Origin of the sequence: Paenibacillus sp. FSL R7-0273, from assembly GCF_000758625.1 — a bacterium.
GTDB lineage: Bacteria > Bacillota > Bacilli > Paenibacillales > Paenibacillaceae > Paenibacillus_AQ.
The window spans coordinates 4236097-4257723 of the sequence record NZ_CP009283.1 but is presented as its reverse complement, the minus strand read 5'-3'; the positions used below and the strand labels follow the sequence as shown (position 1 = coordinate 4257723).

Annotated in this window: 19 protein-coding genes and 1 pseudogene; 11 read left to right on the top strand and 9 right to left on the bottom strand. The window is 46.7% G+C overall.

Annotation, left to right across the window (positions count from 1 at the left end; translation table 11 throughout):
* Positions 1–34 precede the first annotated feature (34 nt).
* From R70723_RS18080 to R70723_RS18070, 3 genes are all read left to right on the top strand, one after another.
* The gene (locus R70723_RS18080; protein WP_039873995.1) at positions 35–886 is read left to right on the top strand and encodes an RCC1 domain-containing protein; all 852 of its coding nucleotides are present in this window, start codon (positions 35–37) and stop codon (positions 884–886) included.
* Positions 887–994: 108 nt separating this feature from the next.
* Complete coding sequence (locus R70723_RS18075; RefSeq protein WP_039873994.1) at positions 995–1909, top strand: PadR family transcriptional regulator; 915 nt, start codon at positions 995–997, stop codon at positions 1907–1909.
* A gap of 779 nt (positions 1910–2688) precedes the next feature.
* Positions 2689–3894 carry a chromate transporter gene (locus R70723_RS18070; RefSeq protein WP_047171159.1) on the top strand — a complete coding sequence of 402 codons (1206 nt, stop codon included), beginning with the start codon at positions 2689–2691 and terminating at the stop codon, positions 3892–3894.
* Between the two features lie 24 nt (positions 3895–3918).
* On the opposite strand, the gene R70723_RS18065 is transcribed toward R70723_RS18070, so the two are convergent.
* Complete coding sequence (locus R70723_RS18065; RefSeq protein WP_039873991.1) at positions 3919–4458, bottom strand: GNAT family N-acetyltransferase; 540 nt, start codon at positions 4456–4458, stop codon at positions 3919–3921.
* Positions 4459–4544: 86 nt separating this feature from the next.
* Between R70723_RS18065 and R70723_RS18060 the strand changes: the two genes are divergently transcribed.
* Positions 4545–6143, top strand: a complete 1599-nt coding sequence (locus tag R70723_RS18060; protein WP_039873988.1) for a S8 family serine peptidase — start codon at positions 4545–4547, stop codon at positions 6141–6143.
* Positions 6144–6226: 83 nt separating this feature from the next.
* A complete protein-coding gene (locus R70723_RS18055) occupies positions 6227–6682 on the top strand; it encodes a VOC family protein (protein ID WP_039873987.1) in 456 nt (151 codons plus the stop codon).
* 128 nt (positions 6683–6810) lie between these two features.
* On the opposite strand, the gene R70723_RS18050 is transcribed toward R70723_RS18055, so the two are convergent.
* On the bottom strand, positions 6811–7071 hold the full coding sequence (locus tag R70723_RS18050; RefSeq protein WP_442950337.1) for a LysR family transcriptional regulator substrate-binding protein: 261 nt from the start codon (positions 7069–7071) through the stop codon (positions 6811–6813).
* A gap of 566 nt (positions 7072–7637) precedes the next feature.
* Positions 7638–8357, bottom strand: a complete 720-nt coding sequence (locus R70723_RS18045; RefSeq protein ID WP_052421375.1) for a sensor domain-containing protein — start codon at positions 8355–8357, stop codon at positions 7638–7640.
* A gap of 803 nt (positions 8358–9160) precedes the next feature.
* Here R70723_RS18045 and R70723_RS34080 point away from each other — a divergent pair.
* Positions 9161–9244, top strand: a pseudogene (locus tag R70723_RS34080) (2-oxoglutarate dehydrogenase E1); the annotation flags it as partial.
* Positions 9245–9443: 199 nt separating this feature from the next.
* Complete coding sequence (locus R70723_RS33475; RefSeq protein ID WP_156123829.1) at positions 9444–9614, top strand: hypothetical protein; 171 nt, start codon at positions 9444–9446, stop codon at positions 9612–9614.
* 136 nt (positions 9615–9750) lie between these two features.
* On the opposite strand, the gene R70723_RS18035 is transcribed toward R70723_RS33475, so the two are convergent.
* The 3 genes from R70723_RS18035 to R70723_RS18025 all read right to left on the bottom strand — a co-directional run bounded on the left by R70723_RS18035 (position 9751) and on the right by R70723_RS18025 (position 11653).
* Entirely contained in the window at positions 9751–10269 is a 519-nt protein-coding gene (locus R70723_RS18035; RefSeq protein WP_039873980.1) for a GNAT family N-acetyltransferase, read from the bottom strand.
* A 366-nt stretch (positions 10270–10635) separates the two neighbouring features.
* Complete coding sequence (locus R70723_RS18030; protein WP_039873978.1) at positions 10636–11151, bottom strand: GNAT family N-acetyltransferase; 516 nt, start codon at positions 11149–11151, stop codon at positions 10636–10638.
* A 118-nt stretch (positions 11152–11269) separates the two neighbouring features.
* A complete protein-coding gene (locus R70723_RS18025) occupies positions 11270–11653 on the bottom strand; it encodes a nuclear transport factor 2 family protein (protein WP_039873975.1) in 384 nt (127 codons plus the stop codon).
* Positions 11654–11940: 287 nt separating this feature from the next.
* Here R70723_RS18025 and R70723_RS18020 point away from each other — a divergent pair, with 287 nt between their 5' ends.
* Together R70723_RS18020 and R70723_RS18015 are read left to right on the top strand one after the other, a co-directional pair.
* Entirely contained in the window at positions 11941–12714 is a 774-nt protein-coding gene (locus R70723_RS18020; RefSeq protein WP_039873972.1) for a nucleotidyltransferase domain-containing protein, read from the top strand.
* A gap of 96 nt (positions 12715–12810) precedes the next feature.
* Positions 12811–13230, top strand: a complete 420-nt coding sequence (locus R70723_RS18015; protein ID WP_039873969.1) for a GNAT family N-acetyltransferase — start codon at positions 12811–12813, stop codon at positions 13228–13230.
* Positions 13231–13298: 68 nt separating this feature from the next.
* Here R70723_RS18015 and R70723_RS18010 read toward each other — a convergent pair whose 3' ends face one another.
* Complete coding sequence (locus R70723_RS18010; protein ID WP_039873967.1) at positions 13299–14651, bottom strand: MATE family efflux transporter; 1353 nt, start codon at positions 14649–14651, stop codon at positions 13299–13301.
* A gap of 132 nt (positions 14652–14783) precedes the next feature.
* Here R70723_RS18010 and R70723_RS18005 point away from each other — a divergent pair, with 132 nt between their 5' ends.
* On the top strand, positions 14784–15467 hold the full coding sequence (locus tag R70723_RS18005; protein ID WP_039878956.1) for a TetR/AcrR family transcriptional regulator: 684 nt from the start codon (positions 14784–14786) through the stop codon (positions 15465–15467).
* A 337-nt stretch (positions 15468–15804) separates the two neighbouring features.
* On the top strand, positions 15805–20589 hold the full coding sequence (locus R70723_RS32155; protein WP_052421374.1) for a LamG-like jellyroll fold domain-containing protein: 4785 nt from the start codon (positions 15805–15807) through the stop codon (positions 20587–20589).
* A 116-nt stretch (positions 20590–20705) separates the two neighbouring features.
* On the opposite strand, the gene R70723_RS34405 is transcribed toward R70723_RS32155, so the two are convergent.
* Together R70723_RS34405 and R70723_RS17985 are read right to left on the bottom strand one after the other, a co-directional pair.
* On the bottom strand, positions 20706–21122 hold the full coding sequence (locus R70723_RS34405) for a DUF1720 domain-containing protein (RefSeq protein WP_076418291.1): 417 nt from the start codon (positions 21120–21122) through the stop codon (positions 20706–20708).
* A gap of 123 nt (positions 21123–21245) precedes the next feature.
* Positions 21246–21560, bottom strand: a complete 315-nt coding sequence (locus R70723_RS17985; protein ID WP_039873962.1) for a winged helix-turn-helix transcriptional regulator — start codon at positions 21558–21560, stop codon at positions 21246–21248.
* Positions 21561–21627: the final 67 nt, after the last annotated feature.

Genomic DNA, 21627 nt, shown 5'->3' with positions numbered 1-21627 from the left:
GGAAGCAGCTAACCTTGATGAAGGAGCGGGATTTATGATTATCAGGCAAGCCTGGCCTTCCCTGGCGGCGGGTTATCGTCATTCGGCCGGACTGAAGGCCGACGGAACGGTGATTGCTGCCGGAGATAATAAATACGGCCAATGTAATGTGGGCGGCTGGCGCGATATTGTAGCGGTAGCCGCAGGCAATGCGCATACCGGCAATGCCCATACCGTCGGGCTAAGGGCAGACGGCACTGTTACGGCCGCAGGCTGGAACAAGCACGGCCAATGCGAGGTGAGCGGCTGGAGCGGAATCGTTGCGGTAGCCGCAGGCTGGCGCCGTACGCTCGGCCTGAAGGCGGATGGCACCGTGGTAGCTGCGGGCCGGAATCTGGAAGGCGAATGCAATGTGGACAGCTGGCAGGATATCGTGGCTGTGGCGGCAGGAGATTGGCATTCAGCCGGACTGAAGGCTGGCGGCAGCTTAATCATGACAGGCAATAACCGGTATGGCCAATGTAATGTGAGCAGCTGGAGCGGCGTCGTAGCAGTAGCTGCAGGATATCTTCATACCGCAGGGCTACTGTCTGACGGCACGGTGGTAGCCGCAGGACGGAATAAAGAGGGCCAATGCGAGGTGGGCAGCTGGCGCGGGGCCGTGGCGGTCTCGGCAGGCAGTCATCATACTGTCGGTCTTAACAAGGACGGCACTGTAACCGCTGCGGGCTGGAATAAGCATGGCGAGTGCGAGGTAAGCGGCTGGTACGATATAGTAGCTGTAGCCGCAGGCTGCGCCCACACCCTTGGCCTTAAGTCAGACGGAACACTGGTTACTGCTGGCAGTAATGAATATGGACAAGGTGAAGTAAGCGGGTGGTACGGTATCCGGCTGCCCGGCCATTAAGAGCTCGACAGCCATGCGCCGTTTCCGGTGCATGGCTTATTTTATGTTTGTGTGATTGAAGTAACCTATGTTACTATTAACATAGGTTACTGATATGGAGTGAGTGAAATGTCGATTAATTATGCCATTCTGGGACTGCTAAGCAGCCAGTCCCTGACCGGATATGATATGAAGAAGATCATTCAGGATTCTTCGTTCATGTACTGGTCAGGCAACAACAATCAGATTTATAAAGCGCTGGTGGAGCTTTTGAAGGATGGATATGTCACCAGCGAAGTACAGCATCAGGAAAGCTCGCCCTCCAAGAAAATGTACACGATAACTCCGGAAGGACGCGCGGAGCTGAAGTACTGGGTACAGTCGGCCCCTGAGCAGCCGGAATCCAGAAAAACCTTTCTCATTCAGCTTGCCTGGAGCGATCAGTTGGAAACTGCTGAAATTCTAGCCATGCTGGATGCTTATGAGCAGGAGATCATGAGTCTGATCCATCTCGAACAGGGCCGCGCGGATAAGGGACAGTATGCCCCGGACCGCAGTCCGCGTGAAGCAATGATCTGGAGACTGATCGAGGCGAACCAGCTGTCGGCGTATACCAGTGAACTGAAATGGATCGGAGAGGTGCGCCAGGCCATTACCAGGGAAACGGAAGTGAAGAGTATGAACATTGAAGTCATAACCAGAGAAGGACAACGGTACCTAGAATTACGGTCTGCAGACAGCAGACTGGGTACAGAACAGGATATTCTGGATCTGATCGGCGCCTGCATGGGCCATGATGTCTACAACGTTCTGCTGCATGAAGCGGCCCTGCCGGAGGAATTTTACAATCTGCGTACAGGTCTAGCGGGAACAGCGCTGCAGAAATTCATGAATTACCATGTGAGATGCGCGGCGGTCATTACCGGCACTCAAGCGGATAAAGGCAGATTCAAGGAGCTTCTCACGGAGCTGAATAAGGGTACTGCCTTCCGGGCGTTTAGTAATGAGGAGGAAGCAGTGGCGTGGCTGCTGCAGACGGTTTAGGTAACTGTAAAGCTTTAAAGGGGAGGGCCGTCTGTTTGACGGTCTTTTTTTTGAAATATAAGAATTAATATGTTCTACACTATCAATAATCCTTATATTTCTCGCAGAAACGGTTGCCGCCTTCCCTGAAAGACGGCGAAGCCGTTTCTACTTGCTGGAAATGTATTAGAAATGTTAGGGCAATGTCATTTTTCAGTTAATCCGTTGTGGGAACGCCTGCGTACAGGTAACATCCTATATAAGCAAAAGCTATATGGAACGTCATTGATAGACTAACTAACCGTCTCTTGTTCCTGCCTTAGGTAAAGCGTTGAGCAGCGGATGGATCTCCCTTGCCAAAGCGCTAACCTTAGTCAGTCGGTTTGGAGCCAAATGAGTTTTAAGTGTAGTTTGTGCAATTAAAACAGGGGAATTCAGTCATTTTAAGGAGATAACTGTATTCTATACATCTATTTTTTGAGAAAAAGCCGGTTCGGGGCGTTTTCGGCAAATATAAATGTATAGAGTGCAGTTAAAACCTGCAGCGAAGCTAATTAGCCTAGTTTAGTTGCAGAAAGTACAGTTATTTCAACCCGGTTCATTCATGATGCCGTGCAATTACCTACCGAGTTACAGCTGTTTCGCAAGGAGTATCCGTATTTGCAGCTTGTTTTTCTATCATCTTACAACCCAAACCGGAACCCTGCTGATAAAGGACTTTAGCTGTGGAAGCGATAGATTGTCTCCATGTGAGGTTATATAGGTAATTGCGGTTTATATAGACAGATTGCGGAGGGAGAATGAAGGTGAACAAGCCGGCAGTGAATGAACAAGGTTTATTGAAATCCTTACTCGAAATTTTAATAGTATCCGGGAAGCTGGGGTTTACCTCCTTTGGCGGCCCAATTGCCCACCTGGGTTATTTTCATGAAGAATATATCCGCAAAAGAAAATGGATGGACGAAAAAAGCTATGCTGACTTAGTAGCCTTGTGCCAATTTTTGCCGGGTCCGGCCAGCAGCCAGGTGGGCATTGGAATGGGGATTATGCGGGCTGGTGTGCTTGGAGGAATAATCTCCTTTCTCGGCTTTACGCTGCCTTCTGTCTTTGTCTTAATGCTGTTAGCCTTGATGCTTCAGGGTTTGGATATAGGGAACGCAGGCTGGATTCACGGCTTGAAAATAGTAGCTGCCGCCGTTGTAGCCCACGCGGTGATCGGCATGGCCCAGAAGCTGACTCCCGATCTAAAAAGAAAAGCGATAGCGTTATTGGCAATGGCGATTACCTTATTATGGCAAACGGTGTATACTCAGGTTGGAATGATTATGATATCTGCACTGGTGGGATTTCTGATCTACAGCAAAGAAGCGGCTGATTCAGACAGCAGGGTCCGTTTTCCGGTTAAGCGCAGCTTGGGAGCAGTATGCTTGGCAGTATTCTTCGGGCTGCTCCTTCTTCTTCCGGTCTTAAGAGAAGCGACGCAGGTCCGCTGGATTGCCATGTTTGACAGCTTCTACCGCTCAGGCGCTCTGGTGTTTGGCGGAGGGCATGTTGTCCTGCCGTTGCTGGAACGGGAATTTGTGTCGGCCGGCTGGGTGAGCGAAGAGGCCTTTCTCGCAGGATACGGGGCAACACAAGCTGTTCCGGGACCGTTGTTTACCTTTGCCTCCTATCTGGGTGCTGTAATGAATGGATGGGGCGGGGGGCTGCTTGCGACAGCGGCTATTTTCCTGCCGGCCTTTTTGTTAGTATTGGGAACCCTGCCTTTTTGGGATAGTGTGCGCCGGAATCCAAAAGCCAAGGGTGCCTTAATGGGCGTGAACGCAGCCGTAGTAGGCATATTAATCTCTGCCTTTTACCAGCCGATTTGGACAAGCTCCATTCTGGCGCCTGCTGATTTTGCTTTTGCCGCGGTATTGTTCAGTATGCTGGTCTATTGGAAGCTGCCGCCTTGGATCGTTGTGTTAACGGGGGCGTTGGGAGGGACTGTTATGGCTTGGCTGTAGACATAGGGACTAGATTTAGTACCCTTAATCATTAGGATTAATAATAGCTAACATCTGATGATCTTCCCAAATCCCATTGATTTTAACATTTTTTACGGATATTCCTTCCTTGTGAAAACCAGCTTTTTCTAGAACTCTCATAGAACCAATGTTGTGCGGCTTTACTCCGGCTTCAATTCTATGCAAGTGGAGAGTATTAAAAGCATAATTAACAATTAACTTAACGGATTCTGTGGCAAAACCCTTGCCGTTTTGTTCTTGATCTAAGAAGTATCCGATGAAAGCGCTTTGAATATCTCCGCGCACAACCTGGAATAAACTGATGGTGCCAATGAGCTTATGAGCGTTATTGTCATAGATGCCAAAATAGTATTCAATATCTTTTTGTTTATTTTGCTCCCTTTTTTCTATTAATGCCTGCTGTGCTTCTAAAGACCAGTAGTTAGCAGAACGGGTAGTGGAATAATTTGAAAAAAAAGAGCGGTTTTTATTTTGCAAAAGTAGTAGTTCCTCAGCATCTGGGAGAATAAGTGGTCTAAGAAAAATATTATCACCTTTAAGCATCTAATCTACCTTTCATTTTTTAATACTTGCCATTATATCAGAAAGTATGCTGAAAGTAGTATATCTCATTGTTTGGAGTTGAAATTATGGAATGGGCATCAATTAGAAATTTTCTGGGTATTCCAGCGCATCTCACAGGAAAAGGCGTCGCTATTGCGGTGGTTGATGGATACTTTCCGCCTCATCCGGATATAACGGCTAATGATCGAAGACATACATATTTTGTGAATGCTGTATCGGCCGATACTAAACCATTATTATTTCAAACGGGCAAAGCGCCGTGGAAAAGCTGCCATGGGCTAATGACGTCAGCAGCCGCTGCGGGTTCGGGATCACTATCCTCGGGATTTTTCTCCGGCGCAGCACCCGAGGCTGATTTATTCTTAATTGAGACCGGGCCATTGCCTACAGTGGAGGAGACAGAAAAGAAATTTGTCATGGCTTTGCGCTGGCTGTCAAATAATTGGCGGAAATATAATATTCGCGGGGTCGTCCTAACGATTGCCTATACGATAGATACAGGGCTCTTGCCTTGGCAGGCAGATCCGATAAAAGTTCATTGTGAGCAGCTGGCTAAGGAGGGGCTGCTCATTGTTGTCGCTTCAGGTAATACGAAGGAGCTGACATGCAGCGGACCAGCATCTTCACCCTCTGTTTTATCCGTTGGTGGAGTGATTGTTCCTCATTGTACAGATGAGATTAGTTCTTATCACGGCTGCCATGGGATCACATTCGAAGGAAAAAGAATCCCTGAGATTCTGGCTCCAGCTGAAAACATTGTACTTCCCACTCCTTTTCAATCCGCTGAAGAGTATGAGAATCACTACACTGTTCAATTCGATAATCTTCCTGACGGCTATTCCAGAACAGAGGGAACCTCTTATGCCGCACCGGTTATCCTTGGCTGTGCAGCATGTATCTGGCAAGCAAATCCGGAGTGGACAGCAAGCCAGGTGGAGACAGCAATGATCCAGACGGCGAAATATAAAGCGGAGTGGTTTGAAGCAGGAGCCGGGCTGGTGGACTTACAGGCGGCGTCTAAATATCCAGGCAAATCTTTTACAACGGCTGATAAATTCCAGAGATTTGATCAGTCAGCCTCAGTTCAGAGTGATATTAAGATAGTTTCAAGTATTCTTTCCTCATACGGTGAAGCAATTTCTGCAGAGTCAATAGACCAATTGAAGGCTCTCATTATGCATGCACAGTCTCCTAAAGTTCGTGCTGCTGCTCTATGTAGATTAGCTGCTGCATCGGATCTTACATATACGGAAATACGTTTTTCTCTTAATGATCAGAGCAGTTATGTTAAGATGGCCGCATTGTTTTGCCTGCGCAATAGAGAGGATATGTGGGAGGGTGTGACCAGTCGCGTAATCGATCTTTTTAATGATGAAGATCTCAATATTCAGTATTGTGCAATTAAGCTGGCTTCAACAATAAAGCATCCGTCCTTCATAAAACCGCTAATTTATGGCATGCTCAATGATGCCCGGAAGCTGAAGGTATCCACTTTTGGTGCCAGATGTGAGGCCCTTCAGCGTTTAACCGGCATCGCCTATGAACCCGTACCGGAATTTCGTGAAGGCCAATGCTTTTATTCAGAGCTAAGCACCAAATCTCGGATAGATATTGCATTAAAATGGCAACAGTACCTTGCAAAAGGAAACGTGAAATCTATTTAAAAGCAGATTTCCTTCTATGTAATATTTTTCCTGAAATATGACTATGTTTAACATTTAAAGATCAACCCTTTGGAGGGATGTATATGCATTTAGGTTCTGTTTATTTAATAGTAAGGGATTTTAACAAGTCCATTAGCTTCTATGAGAAATTATTAGAAATGCCGGTAAGTTCTCAAAATATGGAGCGATTTGCTCAGTTTGAGTTTGACGGGAAGAATATATCTATTATGAATGGTTATTTTGATGCAAGAAATCCAAATTTAACGGTTAGAAAAGGGAAGTATATAGAGGAGTTTGATAATTTAGTTGCAATAGTTGAAGCTGAGAATACACATAAGTTTGTACTGAATCTCTGGACAGAAAATTTGGAACAAGAAAGAGACCGGATAAAACAGTTGAATCTTAGTGAGCAATTGACCAGTATCAAGTATATTAATAACGTTAGTCCGTATTATTACTTTCAACTGACAGACCCTGATGGAAATGTTATTGAAATCACGGGTCCTTATTCACCCCGCAGAGGAGAATTTGATAAATAATATCTCTCACTTCATTAATATCGCTAGCTCAATAATGCCTCCCAGAAGAGCAGCTGATCAATGTGATCGGCTGCTTTTGTTCAACTACAGGGCAGATTAGTTGACCTGCTCTTATGTTGTTAGCCACATCACGACAAAGAAGATCTGGCTTTAAAAAAGTCAATCATCCATTCTGACAGCTGCTGCTGGGCTTTACTGATGAACCGATCCACATAGTATGTCAGCTCCAGGTGGCGGATAGGCGCTGGCGCAGCAATCGGAATGGATACAATATCGGACCAGCCCGAATGTTGTTTCAGCAGCTCTCTTGGCTGTATGGTGGCACCAATGCCGGCCGAAACCAGCTGCAGCAGGGAAGAAGCAGAACCCACCTCCATGACAGTAGTCAGTTCTAAAATCTATACTCAGAGTCAGCATAATCTATCTTTGGCCTTGTCCTGCCGGGCTATTCCGGGCGTTATTGCTCGAATCTTCTGGATGGCGCTTAATCGAAAAAGTTAATTTTCCGGCTCTCAGATTACCGCTGGGTAACAAAAGAGCGATTCTATTCACCTTGTTTTTGGCTTCATGGCCAGCATTTTCTACAGCTTGACGGCTTGGATTTCACCAATCGCCCGTAACTTTGGATACAGTTCAGAGTACGCAGCCATGCTGCTTACCCTAATCACACTAATTCAAATACCTGTCGCGCTGCCCGTTCCGAATTGCAGCGGATAAGGGATTTCGGAAAAGGAACAGGGGCTTGGAGATACTCACCGGATTATTCAATACGTTGAACTATAGAGCTCTTGAGTAAAAAAATTAAGTGGAGGTTTATGTCGCTTTGAGGCAAACTGTGAAAATACCTTCCCATTCGGGACATTAATGCAAGATAGCACTCATAATGGGCGCACTAAAAAAATGAGCTGTCCCAGATAACCATTTCATGGTTTAGGGACAACCCTCTTCATTACTATTAATACTGTTGTGCTGCTTCCTCGTAAGGTACAAGCAGCATTCTACGCTGTACATCCATAAGCAACCGAATCGCCCAAGATGCGATCACGGCAGCGACCAATCCAGCTACAACATAAGAAATGTACTGTTGAGGTAATGTCCAGTGGATATTAAACAAAGCGAACACATTATTCTCAAGAATGTTCAAATCCATCGTTTGCAGAAAAATCTGATGAAGTACAGGTAGTGTAATCAGACTTAATGCGGTCGCTACCATCGCTACCGTAAGTGAAAAGAAGACAATACTCGAAACAAACCGCATCATAATCACCATAATGTTACGAGCAAAATCCGCACCATGAAAACCCAACTTTATTCGTTGAAGGAAGCCTGCTGCCTCCTTCTGCATATCTGATCTGTGTTCCTCGGTCAATCTAGGAATATCCAGCAATGATCTTACTAGCTCTTGTTCAAATTTTACGATGTAATCTAATCCCTTAGCTACTGCAAAAAACAAGGGAATGCCGATGAAAATTGGTGTTAATCCAATGGATAACGCTAGCCCTGTCACCATAAACACGAAATAGACAATCGTGATTGGCAATGATATTAAGAAATACAAAATACTCCGATAGGTCTTGGGACTTCCTCCACGTTTGCGTGGTTTAGATTGTGATTGTAGAGGAACTTGTATGGAATCCAGCACTCCAATCGGCCTACTATACACTTTATCATTCATTTTCCCTGTCCTTCCTCTCACGTTTTTCAATTACTTTCATTATACGTAGTGAAGAGAAGGCTCAAAACAGTCTATGGAATGGAGTTGTACCAGACCTAAGGCTAGGATTTGTTTCTCCGAGCAGCAGTTAACATAGCGGGGCTTAAATCGGCGGAGATATTGTGTGCAGCAGATGCGGCATGGAATGGGCCGATGCCCGAATCATGGTCGAGGATGAAGAATATGACGATGATGACTGCCGGATTTTGAAGACGAAGATTTCCCCGATGAAGATCAAGACCTCGGCTGTGTAGAATGTGAGGATGAAATATACACCGGGCATGATGAGGCTGGGAGTTATTGCGAGTCCTGCTGGTACCGGCCATCACCAATATCTGAATTGTAAAAGGGGAAGGTTAGCGCCCCTCCCCTTCCCAAAAACTATTTTTTGCGCTTGTTGTTGACCAGAGCCAGAGAGATGGCCCCAACTAAAAGTATAAAGATTACTATCCAATAACTACTATCCAAAGTCTACACCCCCAATTTTTGCATTATACCATTTGCTAGATTTAAGCGCACCCTAAAGGAGCTGATAAGCAATTGAGCAAAGAGATCATATTCCGCGGTAAAGACATTGCTGCAGAAAGGCCATTACATCTCCAACGCCGCAGGCTTGCCGTTTGCTTACCAAGTTGGCCAGACGGGGTTATAGCTTACTCTGAACAGACGTGTGGCTTTTACATCCAGCAGGGTGAGGACAGCGGCTGAAGCATTAGGAAATCTTCGATTTTGGTTTTAGAAGATGATTAGGAGGCGGTTCAGTCATGAAGGCTATAACCATAAAGCAGCCTTGGGCAACGATGATAGTGATTGGCGAGAAACGTTTTGAGACCCGGGGCTGGCTGACGTTAAGCAGCTTCCGCAGCCGATCTTGGCAGAGGGAGAGCAAGGTTTGTGGAATTAGGTGGATGGCAGCCGTGAGTGACATCCTTATGCCCTGGTTGCGGATGGCACATGGTTCCTCAGTGGGGCAGGGACGAAGGTCCGGATTCCTGTTGGGGAGAGTGCCAGAATCCAAAATGTGATTTTGAGGAAGGAGTCCAATAAATGAGAGTTACCATCAGAAAAGTAACGGAACAAACATATTGGTATGCAGATTGTATTGGCGATTCGTTCGACGTTTGTGGAATTCAAGATGATCACAAACGAGGACTATATACAGTCTCTGATGGTGAGTACAACAGGATTATCTTAAAAGAGATTGCTGGTGAGTGGTAGGCGCAACAGCGCAGCAAGGAGGGGATAGGAAGGTGAGAAAAGTCAACCTATTATCCTGTATAGGTTGACTGGATCAGCGGGTCATTAGACTGGAACAGTGTTATTGAACTAACGTGTCCTGTTTGCGGAATGAATTTCAATTAAAGAAATGACTCTGGAACCTAAACTCACCCTTAATTGTTGTTTTTATATTTCCTTCAGTTAATTCAAGGACCATAAAAACGTCATCAGACACGTCAAATTGCTTTAGTTCAAATCCATAGTTTCTCGCTTGCTTAAATCCAAATTTCGGATAATAAGTCGGATGTCCTATTAAAAATACAAATGTATAACCTAGTTCTACACATCTTTTTAAGCCTTCTTGAATCAGTTTACCACCAATCCCTCTTTTTTGATTGCTTGGCAATACTGCAAGAGGGGCAAGAACAATAACCTCATGACAATTTTCTTCATCAACAATTTCAGCTTTGCTAAATAAAGCATGACCTACTATTTGTTCATTTTCTTCCGCTACAAGTGATAATTCAGGGATAAAACCCTCAGATAATCTAATGCTTTCAATTAATTTAGATTCATCTTCCCTATTTCCAAAAGCCAAATAATTCAATTTAAATACTTCACCATAATCACTTAATTGTTCTGACCTTATTATCAATAAAAATCCCATCCTTTGATTTTTGATATAAATAATATTACTTCAATTTCATCCTCAAGATTAGGAAAGTACTATTATAGTTAAACTTTACTGCCTATTATCCATACATGTAGCACTAGCGCCGCACCATAAATTATGGAATTAAGTACGTTCTTCCATGGGAGCTTAATGATCTCTTTTCTCATCAAGATTCATAGTGACTGTTACGCAGTACGGAAATAACAGCAGTAGACGCATACTGCGCATTAAGGGAGGGAAAGTACGGGGAGAAAACTCAGCCTATCGCGGCAGCTCAGAAGGAGAAACAAAGACATAGGCTATTGCTGTGTTATTTAACTAACTTTTCTCGTTAGTTAAATAAACAACTTACTTTTTCTTGCATTCCATTAACCAAAATTCCCCTGAAATAACCTTCTTTTTCACAAAACTACACTTCTCATAACAACTTATTGCTCTAGTATTTAAGATGTGTGGGTCCATAACAATTATGGAACCATTTAATTTCTTTTGTATATACTCGGTTAAAGATTTAACCATTTTTGTTCCTATACCTTTACCAAGAAAATTGGATTCTCCAATGAATTGATCCATCCCAAATACATGTTCATTAGTGTTGTATCCGTATTCTTTTAATTTCGATGGATTCAATTCATAAAATTGCATAAATCCAATTGGAGTTTCTTCATACTGCACAATACATGGCTTTACCATATGAAGTCCCTTAACTCTAGGTTCATATTTTTCAATGACTCGAGCTAAATCAAATGGGTCATTTGAATTACCATAAAATTCAATAACATCCTTATTATTAAGCCACGATGTTAATTGTTCATAATCTGTTTCATTCATTCTTCGAATGATTAATTCATCGGTTTTTAACATAATCTTTTCCTCGCTTTAACAATTTACTAACGACTTACTTAATTTTTGCTATGAGGAAGATTAATCTCTGTATTCATTAAGCGAACCTGCCCGTTAGCTTAAAAAACGTGTGGTGTACTCAACTATAATCTTCAATCAACGATATTTTCCCTTCATTAATCTTGAATGTTGTCTTGCCTTTTAATTGCAACTTATCTCCACTCTTTAATCCATTAGGAAAATCCACGGCAAGAATACCTTCATAATCGATTCCGACCTCTACTTTGTCATTTATAACACTGTAATCGGTAATTGTCTGGCGACGACTAGAGAACATCGTTGACGACTGTTCTGCCAATTCCCTAAATGCTTGTATTCCTCTGGTCTCCGTTGTAGTTTCTCCATTGGAAATATTCCTGAATTTTATGTCACTATCTAAGAGTTCAACCATTCTTTCAGTTTCAAATGAATTGTATGCTTCAAGATAATTTTCAATTATGTCCCTTATTTCTTTACTAACCATAACCCTACTCCTCTCATTTATTTAAAAGATGACACCCTTGTTACCTAGGCAACTTATTCTCAATGTAATATTACCATATATTTCAACTATTCTGCCCGTTAGCTTAATACACCTTTTTTCATCGAGGGTCATAGTGATTGCTGCACAGCACGAAGATATTGTCTAATAAAAGAAAGTGTGCTTATTCAACCCTTTCAAATAAAATTACCATAAAAGTATAAAATTAGTTTAATATAAACATGGGGGATCGCACAGTACGAACGAAGAAGTTCTTAGGAGGAGTCTATATGATATTAGAAAAGGTTATAAATAGAGTTGTAATACAAAGTGAATATAAGGATTTTGTTGATAAGTATATAGATAATATACTTACTGAATTTGAAGGTAAGATTCATAGCATTTATATGTGTGGCTCAATTCCAAAAGGAACTGCTAAACCTTTTAAGTCAGATGCAGACTTTACTATTGTATGTGCAAATCCCAAAGATATTGATTACGAAAGATTGTCAAATATTAAAAACAGACTATTGGAAGAATATCCGGTAGTAACTAAGATTGATACGATAGTTTGCCCGATTGACGATGTATTAAGTAAACCGAATGAGTGGGGTTTTTGGATAAAGATCATTTGTGTTTGCATATATGGTCAGGACGTTGGTGAAAAAGTACCACCGATAATGATTTCTCCAGCGTTCATTTTAGACTTAAATATAGAGACTAAGGAGGAAGTAGATCGTATACATAGTTTACTTTCTAATGCCAGTGATAACACAATGGAAATCAGATATATTAAAGGTTACTCTAAAAGATTAATTCGTGCATTATACTCTTTGGTTCTAGAAGATACAGGTACAGGTGTATGGCAAGATGACATTATTGAGATGAAGAATGCCATATTAAACTATTGTGAGATTGACTCCGCTTTAGTTGATTATCTGTATGCTTGTTACTTGGATAGTAATGTACCTGTTGAAGAGTTTCTGGGAATTGCAGATGAAGTATATAGCTATTTTGAGAACGCCTTAAATGCAATGGCTGCTTCCAGAACTTCCTTTGGCTAACGCTATATCGACCCTCAGGTTAAGAGCTCCGCAACAAATTTTGGTAATCCTAGTCTAACTATATGGAACTTATAACTAAATAAAAGGGGCAAAATAATGCACATCGCTTTCGCAACAGAAGCTGACTATGAATACATAAGAGACCGTGACCGGCATATCCCCGCAGACCTGATACCGGCTAAAATGAACGGAAATGAAATCTATATCCTGCGGCACGAGGATGGGAGTAACATCGGCTGGATGAGGTATGGCTACTTTTGGGACAACATCCCGTTCATGAACCTGCTTTGGATCGATGAGCCGTTTCGGGGCCAGGGGACAGGGGCGAAGGTTGTCCGGTTCTGGGAGGAACAGATGAAGCAAAAGGGCTTCAACATGGTGATGACCTCTACCCAGGCGGACGAAGGAGCCCAGCATTTTTACAGAAAATTAGGCTATACAGATGCAGGCTGTCTGATCCTTGATTCGCAGCCGCTCGAAATTCTGCTTACCAGGAAGCTCGACCTTACCATTTGAAAAGAGAAAGCCCGTATTCGCCAAGCATCTGGCTGAAGCGGGCTTTTTTTTACCTGAACAAGCATCCCTCACTGTGCCAGGCTCTCCAGATCCGGCTGCAATTTATTCCGCAGAATATACAGCATCCCGGCTCCGACAAGGAACGCGGCAGCATCTGCAATAACAAGTGACCAGACCACGCCGTGAAAGCCATTCATCCGGTTGGCGATGTAGAGCACGGGAATGAGCGTAGCGCCTTGGATAATTGACATAATAAATGCGGCAGTCCCTTGCGCTGTTGCCTGGAAGATCCCCGTGAACAACGCTGTCGTGCCAGAAATGAACAGGGACAGGAAGGTCACGTGGAGAATGTAGCTGCCCATCTCAATTAACTGCGGGTCATTAGTGAACAAGCCGATTAAATGGCCGGAGATCAGATAGACGATAAGGCCGAAGGCGACTGCGAGCATGACAATGCTTTTGACTGTGAATCCGATGGTCTGCTTCATCCGCAATCTGTTGGCCGTAAAAGAAAAAGCGATAAGCGGCACAACTCCCTCACATAACCCCATAATAATAAACTCCGGAAATTGCAGCAGACGGGATGAAATGCCGTAAGCGGCTACGGCAGCATCGCCATATTCCACAAGATAATGGTTGAGAATAAGCGACATTGCCCCCATGAAGACACTCATAATGAAGACGGGAACGCCGATTTTAATAACATTGCTGACAATTTCTCTGGAAGCCTTAAACCACCGTATCGAGACTGTTAAAAAAGGGCTCTTGAATCTCATATGGTAAGCGTAATATATACTCGCCACGAGGTTGGAGATCACTGTCGCTGATGCAACGCCGATCACATCCCAATGGAATACAAAGATAACCAGCGCATCGAGAATAATATTAACAGCAACGCTGAGAATCATGCCAACCATGGACTTAACGGCTGCGCCTTCTGAGCGCACAATGTTTTCCAGTGTGAAGCATAATACGAGGAAGGGTGAACCGATCAGCATAACGGTGACATAGTCCTTGGTGAAGCCGAAGGATTCTGGCGTTGCCCCCAGGCTATGGACAATGGAATGGATGAACGGGAGACCGGCGGCAATGACGATAAGGCCGAGTGCCAGGCTGCTGTAAAAAGCGAATGAGGACACATGCTTTACGTCATTGTATTTTTTCTCACCCAGCAGACGCGAGATGAAGGTACCGCTGCCCATGCCGATAAAGTTCCCCAGCGCCATAAGGATAGCGAACAGCGGCAGGGTTAGTGCAAGTGCAGTTAACATCGCAGTATTGTGGAGTGTTCCGATAAAATAAGCATTCAGGATGGAGTAGATGACACTCATCGACATACCCAGCATCATGGGTACGGCGAAATGGGCCACGGCTTTTGCGACAGGGGCTTTCTCGAAATAATGGAGGTTTTCAGCATCCATTTGGATCACTACCTTCTTGTTTTGATTTTTGCCTAACAGTGTTAGATTGAACCTTACAGTGTTAGATGATATCATGGGCTTATGGACTTGTAAAGCATAAACTTACACTGTTAGATAAAAGGGCGGATAATGATGAAAAAGCAGCAGCCTCAGATTTCCGAGGACCGGATTTTGGAAGCGTCATGGGAGCTTCTTGGAGAAGATGGCATCGAAAAATTCAGCATGAGACGGTTGGCGGACAGAGTGGGAATTCAGGCACCCTCCCTGTACTGGTACTTCAAGAGCAAACAGAATCTGTACCAAAGCCTGGCCAATCAGATTTCCAAAATCATTTTGGGGGAATACCGCTCTGAAGGGGATTGGAAAGGGCAGCTGGCGGGACTCGCCGTAACGGTACGCAGCGTGCTTAGCCGGTATCCCTGCTCCACCCAGCTGATGATGATGACACTGCCGCATGAGCCGGATCTGATCCGGTTCACCAACCGGATGCTGCTCTGCGTCGAAGAGACGCCGCTTGAGCCTGAGCAAAAAATGCAGGCAGCTACCACGATGATGAACTATGTGTTCTTTTTCGTTCTGGACAGCTATCAGCACGAGCGCAATGTCTCCGCTATGATTAAGGATCATGAAGCGCTCCCGGGTGAAGAGATGCTTCAGCTGCTGGACACAATGACTGATAAGGATGCGGGGCTGTTCCGGAGGATGTTTACGACCGGGCTGTTCGAGCTGATGGGAACCGATCAGGCGTTTGAGTTCGGCCTGAAGATCATTCTGCTGGGGATCGAGCAGGTGATACAGGAGCAGGCGAAGCAGTAAGAAGCGGTACACATTCAGCTAAAGGTTAAAAGAAAAAAACAGACGAATAGAGCAGCGCTTCTCCCAATTATCCGGGCGGGCCGCTGCTCTTTTTCATGAATTTATAATTAATAAATAAAAGTATAAAAAGATTCATATTATTTAAAAATTTGAATTGACTAATATAGCATGTACGCTATAGAATAAAAGCGGTTACAGAGTTTCTTGCGGGTTTTTGTTTATTATTATTTAAAATAAAACAAAGACTAAACAGAAACTTTTTTTAAAATACCTCTTGTAAGCGTTTTTATTCGTAATGGCTGAGTAAGGCCAATTTTAGTAATGGAGGGATATGCTTTTGAAAAAACGCACTGGCAGATTAACAGCTTCTCTTCTTGCTCTGCTCCTGCTCGTTCCTTCCCCTGCATTGGGGGCTACGGGAACCGGGAAGGACAATAATTCCGCCGGACAGCAGCAGGCGGCAACAGCTCCTGACTATGCAGAACACTGGGCTGCCGGTGATTTGCAGACTTGGGTGGACAAGGGGCTGCTGACGGGTTACGGAAAAGGTGTGTTTAAGCCGGATCAAAGCATCACCCGGGCGGAATGGGTTACCCTTGTTAACCGGGTATTTAATCTGCAGACTATGGCAGCTGCAGACGGCTTTCGTGATGTGGAGCAGGGCGGGGCGTATTACAGCGAAATAATGAAGGCGGTAACTGCAGGATATGTATCGGGCTATAGTGACGGTACCTTCCGTCCGCTGCAGACGGTCAGCCGCCAGGAAGCGGCAGTCATGCTGTACCGGCTGTTCCGGCTTGATGCCGCTGCTGCAGCTGCGGCACCGCAGGATGCCGGAACACTACCCGAGTGGAGCAGAGAAGCAGTTAACACACTGCTGAGCGGGGGATTCCTCAGCGGCTATGAGGACGGCAGCTTTAAAGGCGGACGTCCGGTAACACGGGCAGAAGCTGTGCGGATGATCGGGAAGCTGTCCGGTGAGATGATTCTGCAAAGCGGCAGCTATACTCAGCGGACGGCGAAGAATATGGTGATCAGTACAGCGGGTGTGACACTTAAGGATACTGAAATTACAGGCAATTTGTATCTTACGGAAGGGATTGCGGCAGGCGACATCCTGCTCGACAATGTGAAGGTTGCCGGCAAAATAATCGTCAGCGGCGGAGGAGAAAACAGTGTGGTGCTGAACAATACCTCAGCAGCGTCGCTAATTGCAGACAAGCCGGATGGCAAGCTGCGGATTGTACTCAAGGGCAGCAGCGCCGTGCCGGATGTAACAGCTGAGTCCGGCGTCAGACTGGAAGAAGATACGGCACTGAGCGGAGCTGGCTTTAACCGGGTGAAGCTTGAGACCGCCCTGCCTGCGGGGTCGCGTATCGAGCTTAGCGGCAGCTTCGATTCTGTTGTAATCAATGCATCGGGCGGGCCGGAGCTTGTGCTGGTAAGGGGCTTGATCGCGGAATTGACGCTTAACCGGATGGCAGCGCTGCGTGCGGAGGCTGGAAGCGAGATCAGGAATCTGATCCCTAATCTGAGCGGACAGATCACGGTTCAGGGCACCGGTAAGGTAAGCTATGATCCGAAATTCAGCGGGTTAATCAGGCTGGAATCAACGGTGCCGACAGCTGCAGCTACTCCAGCTCCGGTAATTGACGGCGGAAGCACCGGATCACCGGCGCCGTCGCCAGGTCCCGAAGCTTCGCCAACGCCGGCAGCTACCCCGGTACCAACGCCGGCAGCTACCCCGGTACCAACGCCGGCGGCTACTCCGGTACCTACCCCGGTACCCGCTGCACCGGTGTTCAGCAACGTATCCGTACATGATCCTTCGGTAGTGAGGGACGGAGGGACTTATTATGTTTTCGGCTCGCATATTGAGGCAGCCAAGTCGCAGGATCTTCTGAACTGGAGTACGTTCACCAACGGCTACAAGACACCGGATAATGCGCTTTACGGTGATCTGTCTGCCAATCTGGCGGAATCCTTTGCCTGGGCCGGAGAAAATGACGCTGACAGCAAGGGCGGCTTCTCTGTCTGGGCACCGGATGTGTTCTGGAATGCGGAATATGTCAACGGGGATGGCACGAAGGGTGCCTACATGATCTATTACAGCGCCTCCTCCACCTATATCCGTTCTGCAATCGGATTTGCCGTCTCGCAGAACATTGAAGGCCCGTATGTTTACGGCGGAACAGTAATCTACTCCGGCTTCACACTCGATGAGCAGTATGATGCCGACAGTACAGTCAATAAAAAGTGGACTAATACCAACATCCAGGCACTGATACGCAATGGAACGCTGGAAGACATGAATCCGGCGTGGTTCAATGCAAACGGCTCGTACAACAACAAGCAATTTACCAATGCGATTGACGCGACGCTGTTCTATGACAAGGAAGGCAAGCTGTGGATGACCTACGGCTCCTGGTCTGGCGGAATATTCGTGCTGGAGGTTAATCCGGCTACCGGACAGCCGGTATACCCTGGCAAGGATGGAACTACGGCAGACGGCAGAATGATCGACCGTTATTTCGGAACCAAGATATCCGGCGGTAATTATAAATCCGGCGAAGGGCCTTATATCGTCTATGACAGCATAACCGGATATTACTATCTGTATGTAACCTACGGGGGGCTGGCTGCTGACGGCGGCTACAATATGCGGCTGTTCCGCTCAGTGAACCCGGACGGGCCCTACATGGATGCTGCGGGGCAGAATGCTGTACTGGCGACGGATGGGGATCATTCGGGCATCGGCAACAAGCTGATCGGAAATTTCCTGTTCAGTAATCTGAACGGCGAGACGGACTTCCCGGCATATGGTTATGTGTCCTCCGGCCATAATTCGGTGTTTTATGATGAAGGGCTGGGCAAGCTGTTCAACTTCTTCCATACCAGGTTCCCGATGCGCGGGGAGACCCATGAGGTCCGGGTGCACCAGATGTTCATGAATGAGGATGCCTGGCCGGTTGTGGCTCCGCACCGTTATTCCGGCGAGACACTAGCCAAGTTTCAACGGGCAGATGTCGTCGGTGCGTACCAGTTCGTTAATCACGGCAAGGATACCTCAGGTACAATCAAACCGACTGTAAATGTCCAACTGCTAGAGGACGGCACGCTGGCAGGGGCGGTAAGCGGAACCTGGGAGCTGACAGGCGATTATTATGCCCATCTGCTGATTAACGAAACAGAGAACGGCCGTACGGTGCAGCGTCTGTACAAAGGGGTATTCGTAAAGCAGTGGGATTCCACCCGGAACGAACAGGTTATTGTCTTTACGGCGATGTCCGGCCAGGGCGTATCCGTCTGGGGCAGTGCCATCAGGCAGCTTAGTAATGAAGAGCTGGTGGACAATATTGCCCGCGGCCTGACGCTTGGTGATACCAGCAAGGTCTATAAAGACCTGAAGCTGCCGGTGTCCGGTGTGCAAGGGGCTCTCATTACCTGGACATCCTCAAATCCTGCTGTTGTTGCGGCAGACGGTAAGGTTACCCGGCCGCAGGCAGGCAGCGGCAATGCCGAGGTGCAGCTGACTGCAACCCTGAGGCTTGGCGATTCTTCAGTCACGAAGACGTTCACTGCAGTGGTTATTCAGCTGGGCGGGACGCTGCTTGAGGACGGGCTTGTGGCTGCATATGATTTTGAAGACAGTCTGGCGGAGAGCGCTGGCAGGCAGGCTGACGGCACCGTAACCGGCAAGCTGCTGAACACGACAGATGGAACGGTTGCGTATGCAGCCGGCCAGGACGGGCAGTCGCTCAAGCTTGAAGGCAATTCCGGTGTCCGGCTGCCAGACGGGCTGATTAACGGCAGCGCCTATACATTCAGCCTGTGGCTGAATCCGCAGGAGCTGACCGCTTTTACACCGGCGTTCTTCGGAGCCAAAAGCCCTGCCAGCTGGATGAGCCTGCTGCCTTACGGCAACGGCGGGGCGACCACCCGGGTCTGGTTCGGCAGTGAAACCTGGCTGGATGCTGATGCCGGGCTGCAGGTTCCGGTTGGCCAGTGGTCGCATATCGCCTTCACCTATGATGCAGGAACCGTTAAGCTTTACCTGAACGGAATGCTGAAATATACAGGTGCGAACTATACCGACCTGTTTGCAGGTAATGATAGTGTCTTTGCCCTTGGGGTCAACTATTGGGATATCCCATACAAAGGACAGATCGATAAGCTCCGCATATATGAAAAAGCGCTGACACCCGAAGCCGTAGGCTGGCTGGTGAACGGTGAGCCGGATGCCAATGTGAAGGTGAGCGAGATCACCTTTGCTGATGTGCAGAAAAGTATCGCTGTCGGCAATACCTATACTCCTGCCGTCGCTATTCTTCCGCTCAATGCCGGTAACCGGTCTCTGTCCTGGACCTCAAGTTCACCTGCAATCGCTGCAGTTGATGCAGCTACCGGAGCAGTGACCGCCAAGTCAACAGGTGAAGCAGTCATTACCGCTGTTTCCGCAGACGGCGGCCATGTAACCGCAAGCTATACGGTAAAGGTTACGGACGGCCGGGTCGCAGTGTATTCTTTTGACGGAGACCTAAAGGATTCGCTCCAGCTTGCAGGTGAAGGCAGGGTAACGGGGGCGCTGGTTGGCAATGCTACTGTCGGCAGTATTACTTACGGAGAAGGGGTAATCGGCCAGGCTGCCCAATTTGACGGAGCTTCCGGAATCAGGCTGCCGGACGGGCTGATTAACAGCAACACATATTCAGTCTCGCTGTGGCTAAACCCGGACGAGCTAACGGCCTTTACAACGGCTTTCTTCGGGGCAAGCTCGAGCAGCAGCTGGATCAGTCTGGTGCCGAAGGGTCCTTCGGAAGCTACTATGCTTTGGTCAAATGCGGCCTACGAGGCAACTGCAGGCTACATCATTCCTGCGGGAACCTGGACGCATGTCACTTTCACGGTCAACATCGGGACGGTCAAGCTGTATATTAACGGGGAGGAGAAGTTCTCGGGCAGCGGATTCCCGGATATTTTTAAGAGCAGCAACGGGGTTTTCACGCTAGGGGTTAATTATTGGGATGTACCGTTCAAGGGCCTGATCGACGAGCTGAAGCTGTATAATAATGTGCTTACACCGGAAGCGGTGCTGGCTGACTACCATTCGGCTGATCTTTAGCAGGCTGGCTTGTGAAAAGAAAGAGAAGGAGCGGTATGCGATGTCCTGCTCCTTATTTTTTATTAGGTCTATGCACCCTGCACTCACAGCAGAATGAGTGAGCAGTTTACGAGTAGTTACGGTAAAAATCCCGTTGTTGGCGGCTGAACCGAGCAATGTGCTGAAAATAACGGTAAAAATCCCGTTGTTAGCGGCCGAACTGAACAATGTGCTGAAAATAACGGTAAAAATCCCGTTGTTAGCGGCTGAGTTGAACAATATGCTGAAAATAACGGTAAAAGTCCCGTTGTTAGCGGCTGAACCGAGCAATATGCTGGAAATAACGATAAAAATCCCGTTGTTAGCGGCTGAACCGAGCAATGTGCTGAAAATAACGGTAAAAATCCCGTTGTTAGCGGCTGAAGCGAGCAATATGCTGAAAATAACGGTAAAAATCCCGTTGTTGGCGGCTGAGCCGAACAAAGATCTATATTGAAAAGAGGTAGTCCGGGGACATTATGTATGTCTCTGGCTGCCTCTTTTTTAACGATCATACCAGGGGTTGTTCATCCGCATCAATTCAGGCTACCCGGAAATAGTGAAGTGTATTCACGGTTCCTCTGGTTCCTCCCCTGTAAGTTTCCCATCCCCGGCACATGCCTAATAAGTCCACCAGCTTACAGCCATTTAACCGCCCACTTCTCCACATGACTGAGCGCTGCCCCAAGCTCCCGGCCCTTCGCGGTCAGCGAATATTCCGTCCGCACCGGCCGGTCCGGTATGACGGTCCGGGTAAGCAGCCCGCAGCCCTCCAGCTCCTTCAGCCGTTCGTTCAATATGCGTTTGCTCAGATCCGGAATGAGAGTATGCAGCTCGCTGAACCGTTTGGGGCCTTCCATCAGTACATGAAGGATGAAATTGACCCATTTTTTCCCGACTATATGATAGGCATGCTCCACTTTGGCAAGTAGCGGCCTGATTTCCTGATCCATCGCACATCCGTCCTTAGGAGTTATTAATAATATCCTGCTAACTATAACATAGTTAAAACTTCGTGAA

What these genes read in the sequence shown, in the direction of transcription:
- R70723_RS18065 (WP_039873991.1), bottom strand. Translation starts at nt 4,458, where the DNA reads ATGCTTAAAGGTGATAATATTTTTCTTAGACCACTTATTCTCCCAGAT.
- R70723_RS18015 (WP_039873969.1), top strand. Translation starts at nt 12,811, where the DNA reads ATGCACATCGCTTTCGCAACAGAAGCTGACTATGAATACATAAGAGAC.
- R70723_RS18010 (WP_039873967.1), bottom strand. Translation starts at nt 14,651, where the DNA reads ATGGATGCTGAAAACCTCCATTATTTCGAGAAAGCCCCTGTCGCAAAA.
- R70723_RS18080 (WP_039873995.1), top strand. Translation starts at nt 35, where the DNA reads ATGATTATCAGGCAAGCCTGGCCTTCCCTGGCGGCGGGTTATCGTCAT.
- R70723_RS18075 (WP_039873994.1), top strand. Translation starts at nt 995, where the DNA reads ATGTCGATTAATTATGCCATTCTGGGACTGCTAAGCAGCCAGTCCCTG.
- R70723_RS18055 (WP_039873987.1), top strand. Translation starts at nt 6,227, where the DNA reads ATGCATTTAGGTTCTGTTTATTTAATAGTAAGGGATTTTAACAAGTCC.
- R70723_RS18005 (WP_039878956.1), top strand. Translation starts at nt 14,784, where the DNA reads ATGAAAAAGCAGCAGCCTCAGATTTCCGAGGACCGGATTTTGGAAGCG.
- R70723_RS18025 (WP_039873975.1), bottom strand. Translation starts at nt 11,653, where the DNA reads ATGGTTAGTAAAGAAATAAGGGACATAATTGAAAATTATCTTGAAGCA.
- R70723_RS18045 (WP_052421375.1), bottom strand. Translation starts at nt 8,357, where the DNA reads ATGAATGATAAAGTGTATAGTAGGCCGATTGGAGTGCTGGATTCCATA.
- R70723_RS34405 (WP_076418291.1), bottom strand. Translation starts at nt 21,122, where the DNA reads ATGATCGTTAAAAAAGAGGCAGCCAGAGACATACATAATGTCCCCGGA.
- R70723_RS18070 (WP_047171159.1), top strand. Translation starts at nt 2,689, where the DNA reads ATGAAGGTGAACAAGCCGGCAGTGAATGAACAAGGTTTATTGAAATCC.
- R70723_RS18030 (WP_039873978.1), bottom strand. Translation starts at nt 11,151, where the DNA reads ATGTTAAAAACCGATGAATTAATCATTCGAAGAATGAATGAAACAGAT.
- R70723_RS17985 (WP_039873962.1), bottom strand. Translation starts at nt 21,560, where the DNA reads ATGGATCAGGAAATCAGGCCGCTACTTGCCAAAGTGGAGCATGCCTAT.
- R70723_RS33475 (WP_156123829.1), top strand. Translation starts at nt 9,444, where the DNA reads ATGAGAGTTACCATCAGAAAAGTAACGGAACAAACATATTGGTATGCA.
- R70723_RS18020 (WP_039873972.1), top strand. Translation starts at nt 11,941, where the DNA reads ATGATATTAGAAAAGGTTATAAATAGAGTTGTAATACAAAGTGAATAT.
- R70723_RS18060 (WP_039873988.1), top strand. Translation starts at nt 4,545, where the DNA reads ATGGAATGGGCATCAATTAGAAATTTTCTGGGTATTCCAGCGCATCTC.